At 47.8% G+C, this 15,567-nt stretch carries 12 protein-coding genes; 1 reads left to right on the top strand and 11 read right to left on the bottom strand.

Annotation, left to right across the window (positions count from 1 at the left end; translation table 11 throughout):
• Positions 1 to 23 precede the first annotated feature (23 nt).
• Complete coding sequence (locus MKY66_RS05250) at positions 24 to 1,628, top strand: bifunctional UDP-sugar hydrolase/5'-nucleotidase (protein ID WP_076213493.1); 1,605 nt, start codon at positions 24 to 26, stop codon at positions 1,626 to 1,628.
• A 93-nt stretch (positions 1,629 to 1,721) separates the two neighbouring features.
• On the opposite strand, the gene MKY66_RS05245 is transcribed toward MKY66_RS05250, so the two are convergent.
• From MKY66_RS05245 to MKY66_RS05195, 11 genes are all read right to left on the bottom strand, one after another.
• Entirely contained in the window at positions 1,722 to 2,057 is a 336-nt protein-coding gene (locus tag MKY66_RS05245; protein WP_076213491.1) for a hypothetical protein, read from the bottom strand.
• 273 nt (positions 2,058 to 2,330) lie between these two features.
• On the bottom strand, positions 2,331 to 4,169 hold the full coding sequence (locus MKY66_RS05240; RefSeq protein WP_076213488.1) for an ABC transporter ATP-binding protein: 1,839 nt from the start codon (positions 4,167 to 4,169) through the stop codon (positions 2,331 to 2,333).
• Positions 4,150 to 5,958: an ABC transporter ATP-binding protein gene (locus tag MKY66_RS05235; RefSeq protein WP_076213485.1), complete on the bottom strand. Its 1,809-nt coding sequence runs from the start codon at positions 5,956 to 5,958 to the stop codon at positions 4,150 to 4,152. Before MKY66_RS05235 ends, MKY66_RS05240 begins: the two co-directional genes overlap by 20 nt.
• 245 nt (positions 5,959 to 6,203) lie before the next feature.
• The gene (locus MKY66_RS05230) at positions 6,204 to 7,262 is read right to left on the bottom strand and encodes a CotH kinase family protein (RefSeq protein ID WP_256704283.1); all 1,059 of its coding nucleotides are present in this window, start codon (positions 7,260 to 7,262) and stop codon (positions 6,204 to 6,206) included.
• A gap of 1,283 nt (positions 7,263 to 8,545) precedes the next feature.
• Complete coding sequence (locus MKY66_RS05225) at positions 8,546 to 9,109, bottom strand: hypothetical protein (protein WP_076213482.1); 564 nt, start codon at positions 9,107 to 9,109, stop codon at positions 8,546 to 8,548.
• Between the two features lie 138 nt (positions 9,110 to 9,247).
• Positions 9,248 to 10,351 carry a toxic anion resistance protein gene (locus tag MKY66_RS05220; protein ID WP_036606281.1) on the bottom strand — a complete coding sequence of 368 codons (1,104 nt, stop codon included), beginning with the start codon at positions 10,349 to 10,351 and terminating at the stop codon, positions 9,248 to 9,250.
• Positions 10,352 to 10,362: 11 nt separating this feature from the next.
• Positions 10,363 to 11,118, bottom strand: a complete 756-nt coding sequence (locus MKY66_RS05215) for a hypothetical protein (RefSeq protein WP_076213461.1) — start codon at positions 11,116 to 11,118, stop codon at positions 10,363 to 10,365.
• Positions 11,119 to 11,201: 83 nt separating this feature from the next.
• Positions 11,202 to 12,251: an ATP-grasp domain-containing protein gene (locus tag MKY66_RS05210; RefSeq protein WP_076213459.1), complete on the bottom strand. Its 1,050-nt coding sequence runs from the start codon at positions 12,249 to 12,251 to the stop codon at positions 11,202 to 11,204.
• Positions 12,252 to 13,100, bottom strand: coding sequence for a hydrolase (locus MKY66_RS05205; protein WP_076213604.1), 849 nt, complete (start codon positions 13,098 to 13,100; stop codon positions 12,252 to 12,254).
• The gene (locus MKY66_RS05200; RefSeq protein ID WP_076213457.1) at positions 13,100 to 14,251 is read right to left on the bottom strand and encodes a cysteine protease StiP family protein; all 1,152 of its coding nucleotides are present in this window, start codon (positions 14,249 to 14,251) and stop codon (positions 13,100 to 13,102) included. Before MKY66_RS05200 ends, MKY66_RS05205 begins: the two co-directional genes overlap by 1 nt.
• Positions 14,248 to 15,543, bottom strand: a complete 1,296-nt coding sequence (locus MKY66_RS05195) for a phosphoribosyltransferase family protein (RefSeq protein ID WP_076213455.1) — start codon at positions 15,541 to 15,543, stop codon at positions 14,248 to 14,250. Before MKY66_RS05195 ends, MKY66_RS05200 begins: the two co-directional genes overlap by 4 nt.
• Positions 15,544 to 15,567: the final 24 nt, after the last annotated feature.

Here is a 15,567-nt window from a genome sequence, read left to right as displayed (position 1 = left end):
TATATATTAGAGGAGATTGTAAAATGACATCCACAAACCATACGGCAAGCTTCGACATTCTGTTCACCAGTGATCTGCACGGGGCCATCCGCCCCATTCATTACAACACCAATGCCTACCGCCCAGCTGGGCTTGCCCTGCTGGCTTCCCTGATTCGTAAGGAACGTGAACGTTCACCTGAATTGATGCTGGTGGATAACGGGGATCTGCTGCAAGGATCACCCTTGGCCTCCTATGCAGCTTCACAGGTTTCCAAAAACGAAGTGCATCCATTCATAACAGTACTGAATAAACTGGGTTATGATGCTGCGGTGATGGGCAATCACGAGTTTAACTATGGTCAGGCATTATTACGCGGAGCAGTTGAAGCTTCCAATTTCCCTTGGCTGTCTGCCAATATTGTAAAAGATGAGCAACCAGATGTACCTGCCTTCGGTCCTCCATATCTAATCAAAACCCTATCTTCTGGCGTCAAAATCGCCATATTGGGCGCAACTACGCATTACATACCGAACTGGGAGCACCCCAAGAATATTGAGGGTTTACAGTTCCTTGATGCCTTGGAGACCATTCGTACATGGGTTAGCTATATACGCGAGCATGAACAACCCGATGTCATGGTTGTGAGTTATCATGGCGGATTTGAGAGTGATCTGGAGACAGGAGAACCTGCTGAACGGTTAACTGGAGAAAATCAAGGCTATGCCATCTGCCGGGACATCGAAGGCATCGATGTGTTGCTTACCGGACACCAGCATCGTCAGCTTACCGCTAATATTCATGGTGTAACCGTCATTCAGCCGGGATTCAGTGGAAATGGTGCGGGGCTTGTATCCGTTCAGTTGGAACAATCATCGGGCGGTAAATGGCAGATTACAGATAAGAAGGCTCAGTTGTTACTTCTGGATGAACATCATGAGGTTGAACCTGATGCAACCGTCATGAAACTGACGGATGGGCTGGAAACTGAGGCACAAGCATGGCTTGATCAACCTATTGGCGAGGTGGCTGGGGATTTATCCATCACCAATGCTACGGCTCTGCGACTCAAGGCACATCCATTCATTGCTTTTGTACATCATGTGCAGATGGAAGCGACCGGGGCTGAGCTGTCCAATACCGCGATGCTGAGTGAAGAAGCTCGGGGATTCGGACGCCATATCACTGTTCGGGACGTGTTATCCAACTTCATCTATCCCAACACGCTTACAGTACTGGAGCTGAGCGGTCAAGATATCCGGGAAGCGCTGGAACAAACGGCCCGTTACTTTGAAGTGAATGTTTCTGGCGAGGTGGCAGTCAATCCGGCTTATATGGAACCCAAACCCCAACATTATAATTACGATATGTGGGCTGGCATGGAATACGAGCTGGATATCTCCCAACCTGTAGGCAGTCGAGTTGTGAAGTTGGAACATGAAGGCAAGCCAATGGACATGAATGGCACGTACTCTGTGGTGATGAACAGCTACCGCGCTGCTGGCGGCGGGGATTATGCAATGTATCCGGGTAAAAAGGTACTGCACGAAGGTGCCACGGACATGGCCGCACTGGTGGAGGATTACATCCGCAGACACCAGCCGTTAAGGGTGGAGCAGGCGGATAATTGGAAGGTGGTTGGCAGTTAAATGAGAAAGAGCAGATCCTGAGATCAGGATCTGCTCTTTTGTTTTCAACCTATTGCTTACTTGTTCTTATTTGAATTATCCTATCCTGTCCGGTTATCCGATATATTGAAGAATTAACTGATATAAGGCTATTGAAAATCCTAAGATACTCGCTTTCATTTTAGATGGATGATTTCTTTCGCTGCGAATCAAATAAAAGAAAACCACAATAAATCCTGCGGGGATCCATAGCTCAAAGACACCTTCTGATGTACTTTGAGAATAAATTGGAGTAATGAACGTACTGATCAAAAAGTAAAAGAAAACCGTAAAACGTCTTGTTTCTAATTGCTTGCTCCACCTTACTAAAATGAAAATAATAATGATTGCGATAATCGTAATGTGTAAAGGGGGAAGAAGAAGAGCAGCATTCCCAAATTTGAATTCCATTCCGCATTGCCCTCCTCTCTTCTAATGCATCACATGACTGACTACAGGCATACGTGTAAAAATTCATTCTCATGCTTCAAAACCGCTGGCAACTTTCCAAAAACGGACCTATTCCAATATATTCTTATTTTAACATACAATCACATTTCCATCTCCATTTTCCTTCAAGGGAATATGCAAAAAGAGCAGAATTGAGGAGCATCGTGCCCTCATCCCTGCTCTTTTTACATACCTACAAGTTCTCTAATACATGTCACATATTATCCAAAATGACTACTGAGCCTTTTTACGCAGCTGACTGTAATACAACTCGCTGTAGAAACCGCCTTGTTCCAGCAACGCATCATGCGATCCTTGCTCCAGTAGCTGCCCATCCTTCAGCACCAGAATCCGGTCGGCCTGACGGATCGTGTTCAGCCTGTGGGCAATAACAAAGCTGGTACGGCCTTGCATCAGGCGTTGCAGCCCTTCCTGAATTTTGATCTCTGTGACGGTATCAATACTGCTGGTCGCCTCGTCCAGTACGAGTATCGATGGATCTGCCAGAATTGCCCGGGCAATGGCGAGTAATTGCTTCTGCCCCTGACTAATGCCGCTCCCGTCGGCCTGGAGCACTTTGTCGTATCCATCCTTCATTCGCACAATGAAGGAGTGGGCATTCGCCAGCCGGGAGGCTGCTTCCACCTCTTCATCCGTTGCGTCCAGACGGCCAAATCGAATATTTTCCCGAATCGTGCCCTGAAACAAAAATGAATCCTGTAGTACAAACGCCATATGTGACCGCAGATTCTCACGCCGAATGGTGGTCATATCGCGTCCATCTACCGTTAATGTGCCACCTGTCGGATCATAGAAACGGGATAACAGCTGAATTAAAGTTGTCTTCCCGGCTCCGGTCGGACCCACAAGGGCAATCATCTCCCCCGGTTTGGCTTCAAAGCTGATCTCATGCAAAATGTTACGCCCTTCATCGTATCCAAAGGATACTTTGTCGAAGCGAACGGCTCCCTCTACCTTGTCCAGAGATACCGCTGCCCCTTCATCCTTTGCTTCCTCATCTTCGTCCAGCACCTCGAATACACGCTCAGCCCCAGCAATCGCGGACAATAACGTATTCCACTGGTTCGCCAGATCATTCAGCGGACGGGTGAATTGACGGGCATATTCCACAAAGATAATAATTACCCCAACCGTAACGGAACCCTGAATCGCCAGAATACCACCGATGCCCGCAACAATCGCAAAGCTCAGGTTGTTCAATCCATTCATCAGTTTCGGGATAAAACCAGAGATCGTCTGTGCCCAGAAACCGGAAATCCGAATGCGGGTATTCCGTTCCTCAAAACCGCGAATCACCCGCTCCTCTTGCGAGAATGCCTTAATGATCCGCTGGCCGGATAACGTCTCTTCGATGTAACCGTTAAGTTCACCGAGATTGCGCTGCCGTTCCTTGAAGAGCGGCCCCGTTCTGCGCGTAATCCAACGCATGCCGATGGCCATCAAAGGCACAACGATAAAGGTAAGCAGGGTCAGTAACGGGCTGAGCCACAGCATAACCCCAAACGTTCCGAGCAGTGTTAATACACTCGAGAAAATCTGGATGGCCGAGCTGTTCAACGTACCGCTGACATTCTCGATATCATTGGTCACCCGGCTCATAATCTCCCCCTGCTGGCGTTTACCGAAGAATGGAATCGGTAATTTGTGCAGATGGGAGAACAGATCATACCGCATGCGGAACACGGTTTCCTGTGCAATTTCGATCATCCATATATTTTGTAACCAGGATGTAAGAGAGAACAAGACATACACAGCAGTTAATCCAATCAGAAACCGAGTCCAGCTTGAGTCGGCTTCACCCGCGATGAAATCATCCACGGCCACCCCTACCATGTAAGGGCCAAGCAAAGCGAGTGCGGAGCTGGCAAACACCATCAACAGTACCATGGACAGCTTAACCTTGCGACGTGCCAGATAGGTCCAGATACGACCTAGCGTACCTGACCAGTTCTTCGCCCGTGCCTTGGGTTTGCGACCACCACCTGATCGTAATGTCTCCGGATCAATCGGCGGTGGCGGCTGACGGAAAGGCTCAATGAATGCTTTGAACATGCTGTGCACCCTCCCCGTATTGTGATTCATGGATTCGACGATACAGCTCTGACGATTCCATCAGGTCTTCATGTTTTCCTTGCCCAATGAGTTGTCCATCATCAAGTAGCAGAATCAGATCCGCCGAAGTGGTCGAACTGATCTTCTGGGTGATGATAAACGTGGTACACGACAATTCTTCCAGCGCATCCAGCAGTCTGCCTTCTGTAGCCACATCCAGTGCACTTGTGCTATCGTCCAGAATCAGAATTCTTGGTCTACGTACCAGCGCTCGTGCAATGGAAAGTCGCTGCTTCTGTCCACCGGAGAGATTCACTCCCCGTTGACCCAGCAATGTATCATAACCGTTTGGTAAATTCTCAATCGTTTCATGGATCTGCGCGCGCTTCGCGGCTTCCACGATCTCATCCAAGGTAGCATCTTCCTGACCCCAGGCAATATTCTCCCGGATGGAACCGGTAAACAGGACAACCTCCTGAGGCACATAACCAATCGCACCACGCAGCATGGACAGATCCAGCTCTGATGCATCGGCACCATCAATCCGTACCTTTCCTTGATCCTCTGTGTATAACCGCGGAATAAGCTGTACGAGCGAAGATTTGCCTGAGCCAGTTGCTCCCATAATGGCAATACGCTCCCCCGCTTTTGCCGTGAATGTGATGTTATCCAGTACTGTAATTTCACTATTCGGATAACTGAATCCTACACTGCGGAATTCAACCGCTCCCTGCACAGCGCGCTGTTTCTTCGCCGGGTATACAGATTGCGGAAAATGCGAAGATTTCATAGATCCAGCAGATGGTGCAGACGTTGATAACGACTTCGTCTGTTCAGTCTCCGACGTGTCCTCCGTATTAAACACTTCATTCAGTCGTTGCGCCGAAGCGCTTGCTCTGGAGAAGGTTACCAGAATCCATGATAACGCTGACATGGCACCAATTGTACGAAGCAGGTAGTTAATGACGGCGACCACTTCACCCACAGTTGCATTACCGGAGGCAATGTCGACTCGTCCAAACCAAAGCACAGCGATGATACAAACGTTCATCATTAGCAGCATGAACGGCATCGTGGTCTCCGTCAGGCGCAGCGCGGAGATAGTGCCTTTCATCAGCTTGCCGCTGAATCCGGCAAAGCGTTCAATCTCATGGCCCATCCGTACGAAGACACGGATCAGCCGAATGCCTGTCAGATTCTCCTGGATGACTCCATTGACGGCATCCAGTCTGCGCTGCACATTGCGGAACAGCAGCGCTGCCTTTTTGATCATCCACACCACAACAATGAGCAGTACAGGCACCATGACAACCAGCAGCAGACCCAACCTCGGGTTCACGATCAAAGCCATAATCATGCTACCAATCACCACCAGGGGCACACGTGTCATGAATCGCAGACTCATGAAGACGGTGTCCTGAACCTGGGTCACGTCCCCCGTTAATCGAGTAATCAAGGACGACGTCGCGAACCGGTTGAAGACGGCATAAGAGAACGTTTGCACTTTCTCATACAGCTTCTCCCGCAGATCGTATCCGAACCCCAAACTCGCATGGGATGCAAAGAACGAACTTGCAATGCCGGCAGCAAAAGCCACAACAGCACTCCCCACGAGCACGCCACCCCATAACCAGACGACAGATAAGTCTCCCTGCTGAATCCCGTTATCGATGATCTTGGAGATCAGATAAGGCTGAGCCAGCTCCACCGCAAGCTCAATTAACATCATGACCAGGGCTGCAATCGCGGCAACTCGGTACTTCTTCAAGTAGTACAACAGCTTGATCATAAGCATTCCTCCGGCTTGAAGCACCCTAAACCGATAACACGTTCCAGCTCAGAGCCTCCATTAGACATGTTGTTTTCTCCACTGCGTCCAATATGTAATCATTTCTATGTACACATATGGTTATTATAGCGTATTTTACAATGCCGCTTCTATTCTTATTACCCTACTTTTCCCATTACAATAAACTTCTCTTCATTTTGGCATTAAAAAAAGGAAGGTCTCCCTCCCCCACGCTAGTTAAGTGCTTACAGCTGATGTATTCTCTCGGTCAAATATTCCCGCCGTTCCGCCACATAGGCACGAATTCGCTCCGGTTCACCCGCAAATACATCCATGGGCCATTTCATGTATGGGTCCTTGTTGACATCTTCACGAATCTCATTGTGCAACCGATTCACCAAGGGCATAATTCGCTTCTCTGTAAAAGCCTTCATCAGATGCTGGCGCAGCAGCTTTTTATATTGCTCACGAAAATGTCGGAAGGCCAACATTTTGCCCGTAAGTTTATTATACCCCTGGATACGAACAAGGCCGGCATCCACCTTCGCCCCGTAACAATTTCTTCCCCAGGTACCTTCATAATCCCATGGCAGGATACCATATTTTTTGGTTTTTGTTTTCTCATACCACGTGTAATTCTGATCAAATCCGTCAAAGTTGCCGGTAAGTACAGCCCCGCATAACCAGCGCAGATAGTTGTCCGTATCGATCCTCGACTGTAAAAAGCGAAACAGCTCCAGTCTGGACTTTGTGTTCAGTTGTTGAATAAACGTACGCAGCCTGGCCTTATCCACATCCTTGCCACGAATCAAACTGTATCCTGACAACAGGTTCGTACTCGTGTTTGTTGATGATGAGTTCGAGTTGATCGTAAACCCCGCATGATCATTGATCGCATAAAAGATACTTCGCACAGGAATTTTCCTTTGGCGAAAAAAGAAGGATTTCACCCCTTCGATCCGCAGGTATACCCCTAACAGCTCCCCATTAAGGTAGAGCACACAGTGCCGAGTCGCTGGGGCCGGTACACGGATCGACTCGAAGAAATGAAAAGACAGCGCATTTCGAAGCAGCGAGGGGTCATCATACTCCGCATTAAAATGATACGTCCGGCTGGATGTACGAATCTCAAATGACTTTTTGGGATAACCGCGTGTATGCCCTCCTCGATAACGAATCCGGATCGGAATCTGTTTGTCCTCCATCTGCATGGAGCCTTTAACCAGTTGTTCAGACCATATATCGGATGTCAGTTGTTGATACTCCTGCGCAGGTACAGCAATCCGGTAGATAGGTAAACCCATGCTCATCCGCCTTTCAATGATCTGTAATATTGGTCCGGTACGTACTTCCTGCATCCTATGCAGGAGCACAGCAGGTCGAACGGGCATATGCACAGGATCATGCAAGCAAATACAAATGTAGTGTACTCAAATACGAACAAAATCAGGAATCTATCATCTATGAATATACAAGACTTTGTATAGATGATAGCCAATTTGATATACAAATGGTTTGTTGGCTACACCCTCCAACGAGCATGCCACATATGATTAAACTACAGACAAACTTGAATGCAGATTGAGAGATTATCACAGCACCCGTCATTTTAGTTGATCTGAACTTATATTTTGGAAGGGGTAAATACAATGTCTATGAATGGTCAGGGAATACGAGGTTTGCTTGGGAGAGAAGTCAAAGTCAATCGGGGTCCGGAAGCAGTTCAAGGGAAATTAATAGATGTTCGTGGTGACTACATGGCTATTAGTTGTAAGAACGGACTCGTATATGTAAATGGATTAAATGTCAAAAGCATCACCGACACAGGTCGTTCCAGTGGCAGCTCAACTCCGATGATGAACTCCCTACCTTCTAAATCCTTTTTGGAAGTGTTAGAGGCATTGCGTCTCAGACGTGTACAGATTAATCTGGGATGCCGGGATGAGGTAGAAGGAGTACTGACTGAGGTTAACCAAAATTCATTAATCATCATTACAGCTCGCCAGGAAATTGTTCAGATTCCGACATGTCACGTCAAATCGATATGCATCGTTCGTGGTGGCAATAAATCTAGCGGAAATAAGTCCTGCGGGAAACCTTCTCACCCTGACAAATCCAGTGGACACAAGTGCTGTGAGAAACACCCTCACAAATCTACTGGACACAAGTGCTGCGAGAAACACCCTCACAAATCTACTGGACACAAGTGCTGCGAGAAGCACCCTCACAAATCTACTGGACACAAGTGCTGCGAGAAACACCCTCACAAATCTTCCGGACACAAGTGTTGCGAGAAGCCCCCTCATAAATCTTCCGGACACAAGTGTTGCGAGAAGCACCCTCATAAATCTACGGGGTATGTCTCAGGCCGGAGAAAGTAAGCCATGCCTGCAATGCTAGTGATCTGCCAGTATAAAAGGGAGAGTAACAGTGGGGCCCTTAAGGCGCCGCCAGAACTTCTCCCTCTGGGAGATCCCTGTAAAATAACATATGAAGATCGCCCTCCATATGACACATATAAATCAGGATGATCTGCCTAACTTCGCAGAAATATAGTTATCTGCTTACATACTAAGCGGGATGTTCACTACCATCTACGTCCACGATCACCCCTGTTGTGATCATTCAACTCACCAAGACGATCATAAGTCTCTTTATATATCCGAATCACAGCCTGAACTTTAATAAAATCAGCATCTTCCGGTCCAAGTCCCTCCATAAACATTCTCTGAATAATCTGTTGGAAGAATTGCACTCTGGCCTCAATCTGTTCTTGCTCAAGCTGTAATATGTCTTCGAAACTGTGGTTCCCTATGTAATCCATCAACTCATCATCATGTCTGGAATAATCTGCGTTTCTCCGATCTGCTACCCATTCATCCGGCTCATTGGACTGGAGGTTAACACTGGTGCGTAATTGGGATAAGATGATTTTCTCTTTGGCTAACATAACATGAAAATCTTTGTTACGGAGCAGCTCCGATACAATCAGACTGCACATTTCACGATTTTGGATCAGTATGCCGTCAAAAGGATGCAGCGTCCACTCCCCGTTCGCATAATACAGGTTAAAGTTAAAGAACTCACTGCCATATTTGTATTGAATATTAATCTTGGTCTCATCAATAATCTCGAATGAAAAGTCCAGCATGTTCAGCAAGCTCCTTCGCACAACCCCAGATTTTACCATCATTCTATCAAATAAATGAAACAAAGAGACGCACTCGGCGTCCCTCGTAGAAAATAAAACCATGTAGCAATCTCGATACGATATGCAGCGAGTCCTACCCTAATCCAGGAAAGATCCTAATGCACTGGAATCCGGTTTGTTTTTCTCCGGAATGGCAGCAGCCTTCGGCCCTTCCAGACCCAGTCGATCGCTCATTTTAGCGTTAAGGGTTGTCATCTTGTTGGTATAGTCATTACAGCTCTCGATGATCCGGCGATTAGACTGCTCGGACAGATCCAGCGCAGACATCAGATCACCCATCGCCTGATTGACCGCTTCAAGGGACATCGCCGGTTTGGACAACAGTTCATTTGTTTTCTCTGTTGTTGTCTTCAACAATCTGGCGTTCTCCTTGAATTGATCTTCAATCGTCTTATTCGTAGCTTCCACAGCAGAAATGACCTTCTCCTGATCATTAAGAGCCATCGCAATCATGGCCGAAACGGTGATCAGATTCGCTGTTTTATCAATGGCATTATTAACGGAATCAATCAGCTTGTCATTGTTATCATTAATGATGTCGGTAGCTGCGATTGCCTGATTGTACAGCATGATCATCTCTGTCATGGATTGGGTACGTGTTACCACTTTGCGCAACCCACGCTCCAGATGTGCTTTACGATTCTCGTTCTCAGGCTTGGCAATCTCGGTTTCGAACAATGCTTTCAATTGATTACCAAAGGAAATTTTGGTCTGCAGATTGTAGATCTCCTGAATCGAAGAACGTTTCAGCTGACGCATGTTCACGATGCTTTCTTCCAGGTTATCCTTACCGTCGCGCAACCCGTTAATGATGGCATCAATGTTCGTGCGAACGGATTGATAACGGTACACGTAGTTTTTCAGCGGGCTTTTACGCAACAACTTCCCGACAAAACTCACATTTTTACTCTGCTGCAGACTCTCACATTCATCACGGAGCTTCAGGATCATGTTGGATACCTCTGCCCGATTCCCGGACATCAGTTCATTGACTGGACGATCAAGCAGCTTGAGAGTCTGTCCTGCTCTCTCTTGTGTTTTCACGCCCAACTTGCCGATATCATCCATTAAGGTATCCAGGTGAGCCGGATCACTTTGGGACACTTTCTGAATAAGCTGCGTTGCTTCCTGGTTAATCCGTTGCTCATCTTCCTGCTTCAACTGAGCCCATTCCGTTGCCATGCCAATCCCTCCTATAATTCAGAGCTGTTATACCGTTGATGTATTAGTTCCGCTTTGTTCTGGAGCTCCATTAAGTCTTTATGTTCAATCGTTGATACAATATCCGATATCTTGGAATCCACGTCTCGAAGACCATTCAGAAGCATACGCCGATTATTGCGTTTCGCTTCTCCACTTAAACGTAGAAATGGATTAATAAAACCGTTCAAGTCTTTCAAAATCAGTCTGCGCACCGTATGGTTAATATCCCCGTTGTTTAGTTCCTGAAGAGAAGGAATCACACGCTGCAGACGGGCAAACAACGCCAATGATTTCTCCACGATCTCATTATCCAGCTCGTTCTTCTGACCTTCTGAGATGATCATGTCTTCCAGAACTTCCAGGTACTCAATCACCGGATCAAATACAGGATCTGGTTCAGTCCGGGAAGGCTTCGCTTGTTGTTCTGAGCCCGCTCGTTGTGCGGGAGTGGAGCTCGAATGGGACTGTGCCGGAGAAACTTCTCTTGCCCCTGATGGCACTGCGCTCGGCGCTTGTCCACCATTCAAACGGGATGGTTCATTTCCGATATCTGTAATGGGTACAGGGGCTGATGACGAACCCTCGACCTGTTTGCGTGGCGTGGAACGTGAAGGAATCAGTCCCCCGACCACAGTTGCCAGTGCCGGAATTGCCCACGTGATGACATCCGGTAGAAAGGGACTCGAGATCGCTGCGAGACCATAACCGACCAATGCGCCTATACCTATCTTCGTTTTCCGTAACATTACTTGTCCTCCTGCCTTAACAACACATACCCGTATTGTAAGAAACTCATCCAGAAGGTGTCAATGTTGAGAGAAATTCTCAGCTAGACGTGGTGTACTCCGCTTACCTTCTGAACGTCGATTATAAATGGCTGTTCAATATGACTTCCCAGTATGCCAAACTTCGGATGAAGTGGTCCAATATCATGGCCAAGTGCAGACTTGACCGCTAGATACGGGAAGTTCACGCCCGACAGACAAGACATGTGCAACCCACCCGACATACGCGGATTGATCTCCAGCAGCTTCGGTGTATCCTTGCGATATTTCATCTGTATATTAAAATTATAAGGAATCCGATATACTTCTGCCACATTGCGGGCAATCGCGAGCAATTCCTCGTTTTCTTCAAGCAAACGCAAACGTCCTCTTTCTTTTCTACGCGGGATGGCCGTTATAAGTTTCCCATTGCGATCCGAAAGACAATCAATGCTGTATTCATATCCTTCCAGTACCTCCATCACCATGACATTTTGAAAGGACGGAGCAGAAGAGAACGCACGCAGAGCATCTTCATACGAAATGGAGTTAAGCGTGTATCCGAACAACTCCTGCAACGGATCACGTTCATTATTAATCACTCGGAATCCCATACCACCCTCACCATTACATGGTTTGAAGCATACATCGTGTCCACGTGCACGTAGCGCCTCATAGGCTTGCTGGAATTGTGCAGCATTATTAACCGTGAAATAATCCGGAATCTCCATAATGCCCTTCTCACGCACCGATTCATAGAACCGGTCTTTCTCCATCAATTGTTCCAGCAATTCCGTGTCCGAGCATACGATAACCCGTGTACCGATCTCTTCGAACAGGGAGATATGTCTGCTGATGTCCAGCATGTTCCAGCGCGGAATAAACACATCAATCTGATGACGACGGCAAAAGTCGAGGCAAAAATCAACATATTCCCGGCCCGTTAGACGCGGTTCAACTTCTGCAACATCACAGCCCTGTAATGCCATGTGTCCCGGATCAGGATGAGTACCGTAGATCTCAAATTCCATGCCGTCCTCATTGTCCCTAATTGCATTCATATAATGGTACGTTACAGAGAACCAACGGTTGAAGTAAATCTTCATTTTTTTCATTTATACGGTCTCCCTTATCTCGGCATGGTCTAGCTGAGTCTGTTGATCGTTATGAATACGGTGAACGTAATCGAGAATCTCATCTGCTGCAAAAGCACCGAATTGTTCCGTAAATTGATACGGCACCAACTCAGGTGCACGCTGTCTCTCCACATGTAATTCTCCGTGGGACGGAGCAATGGCATGCTGCGCAAAGTCCAGCAAACAGCGATCCAGCAAGGAATCACCCGAAGCAATCACAGGTACATCGCCAATGCGTTGCCTAATGTGCTCCACTGCAGCTCGTTTGTTCACGGCCGAAGGCACCAGATAGAGCTTCCGACCCTGAATCGAACTCTCCCATCCCAGCGTCTCTAACACCCGAATCTTGTCCGCAATATGCTCCATTGGAAGCTTGTCACGTTCGATTAGCAATGCAAAGAACAGCTCATCACACAATCGCTGATTAATTACCCACTCCGGGCTCAGCACATCGTCAAATAAATTCAGGATCTCTTCGGGAGTAGCTGCCTGCTGACGAAGCAAAGAACGAATATGCAGATTCCATTCATCGTCTACCTGACCGTCAACAATGATGTTGCCACCATTACTCGTCACTGCATATTTCGGGATACATTGGCTCTGAAAAATATGAATGCGCCGGTACTGCTCCACGGTACGTGTCGTCACCGGCATAAATACAATGTCTTGTGGCAAAGACTGCAACCGCTCCAGTGCATATGCTGACATAAAAGCGGACAACTTGCCGTTAATCCACTCTGCGGGAACAAGTCCCGGTGTATCTTCGGGAATACGGAGCGCACGACGGGAGTACACCAGCGTCTGGTCCAGATCACTTGCGTAGATCATCATTCTCCGCCACCTCCCAGGGATTGAATAATGCCGCAACAGGAATAGGTTAATCCCGGATATACCTCAACCGGCACATTTCTGTCTCTGGCGAGCATCATGATATGTTGCAAATCCGGATTATCCAGACGGTCCACAAGAATCTTCCAGGGGACCCGTCGCAATAACACTCGGGTTGTTTCTCCTATTCCAGGTTTGATCAGATTAATGTTCGCAATACCAAAGGATTGCTGGATGGACTCGATATCCTGCCAGCCTTTCCAGGTAATTTCCGAAGTACTGGTAGCATTGTCGTCCGAGCGAATCTCCACTTGTTCCATCATCTGCGGAAAATGCTGAGCAATAGTATCCACGTATTCGGTCGACACATCCGCAGAGGACCATTCACGATACCATTTGGCCCCGTGAAAATCTGCCGGTCCAATCAGATCATCGCGAAGTACTGTACGGCTCACCATTCCAGAGACTGTGGAATTCAGACAAGCGCTAGGAATGAGATAATCTTCCCTCGTCCCAAAGGTGCCTGAACATTGCCCCGGATCGGCCAACACGGCAAGATCATCATCGAGGCTTACACCATAAGTCCGTTCCATTTGGTCACAGGATTCTTTCAGCACTTTGCGAATAGCCCCTTTGCCTGTCCAACCATCTACAAATTGAATGGCTGTTTCCAGACCATGCTGCTGTAAGATATATAAAATTGCGTTCTCGTCCATACCCTTGCCACGAATAATCGAAATGCTATAATGCGGAATCGTCACCTTGTATTTCAATTCAATATAACGCTTGATCAGGATGCCCACAGGCGTTCCGGCTCGAGCCAAAGATACCAGAACAAGATTCAGTCCCCTGCGCTCTACAATCTTCTCAGCCACAATGGCGGTATGACGCGCGATTCTTGCAGCGGATTGTTCCAGCGTCTGATGGAACAGCTCAATGTATTCTGCTGTGGGCTGATATTCCACAGGCAGCATCTCCGAATAATGAACCCCGGATTGGATCGCCTGCTCCCGTTCACCCGTTCCCTTTTCCAGATCCACATGGCTGATATCCTTCAGTAGGAAAATAACGTCGGATGCATCATAACTGCCCATCGGTTCGGGAGACGGAATCTCACGTTGTCTGATTAGCTCCAGTGTAGTTAAGTTCATTGCTCGTTGTCCCCTGTCTTCTCTGGCAAGCCGCAATACACAATATGAATGTGTCCGCATCCCAACTGCTCCAGTACCTTCACCATCGGTTCCATTCGCTCTTCGGACATCTGTCTCTCCAGCAGAACAAAAACCTCGTCATATTGTCCCGGGGCGATGTTGTAGATAAAATTACGAACAGATGCGTCTTCCGGTGAGGCATATCCGGCACCACTACGAACAGCATATCCTGGAGTCGGATGGGTGTGGATTGGACTGCGAGTCGTGGATTGATACCACACGCCTTCTCCCATCTCGGCAGCAATACGCATTGGAATGTACATGAACTCCCCTGTTCCCATCACCAACGTCCGTTCTCCCGTACGCTGCAACCGAAGTCGTTCTGCAATCCGGCTAACCTCCTGACGTAATACGCTATTATGACGGGATTGCATACCAAACCTGCCCGTATGCTGGACGTAGCTGGCTGTGCTACGTTTACCTTCACCATCCTCCGAAGTGGCTTGAAGCTGATGGAAGGCATCGGCAACGGTAGAAGTCTGAAGCGTTACGGCAGGATGAGATAACTGCTCATCTTGCTGTGTTGGTTCCAACTGTGGAGTACCTACCACTTCAATGCGGCCCTTCAACAGGCTTAACGGTGTAATGGTAATTCCCAATTCAGCTTCCAGTTCGGCAAATCGAAGTTCGTCCGCTTCCGTACGCCAGTCTAGCAGCGAAGCAATCACATATTGCTTCCGGGGATATCTGGCCTGAATATCCCGAATGATATTCAACGTCGTTTTGCCCGTCGTAATCTCGTCGTCCACCAGAACAATCGGGCCCTCTCCTGCAAAGGCTCCATGATCCAGCGCATAACAACGATGAGCCATCGCGTGGGAATGTTCTTCTTCAAATTGAATATCTGGATGCATCGCTGGAACATATTCGCGAGTGGTGTGAATATAGGAGGCTTGATCAGCAAACATCTCGTACATGCTGTGACCCAACGCTGTAGCGGTCTCGGCAAAACCAACAAAACGAATCGTTTCCGGCAAACTCAAGCTTTCTTGCAACAGCATGTTATACACTTGCCGGGCTTGCTGGGGATCAATCAGCCCCTCGACCATTTTCCGTTTCCACTCGGTGATCTGATCTTTCGTCTCTTCCGTCTCCTCAGTCAGGTGCTCATATAACAGAACAGCCAATGCCGCGCCGCTCAGAAGCGAGGTATACGGGTTAACCGGGATGTGCTTGCCCAGCAGTCTGCTTACAAACAGAAATGAACGTTTCTTATTGATTCGTGCAGCCATGGAAAATAGAGATTCTAGTGGAAG

Source organism: Paenibacillus sp. FSL R5-0766, from assembly GCF_037971845.1.
GTDB lineage: Bacteria > Bacillota > Bacilli > Paenibacillales > Paenibacillaceae > Paenibacillus.
This window is presented reverse-complemented; position numbering and strand designations above follow the sequence as displayed.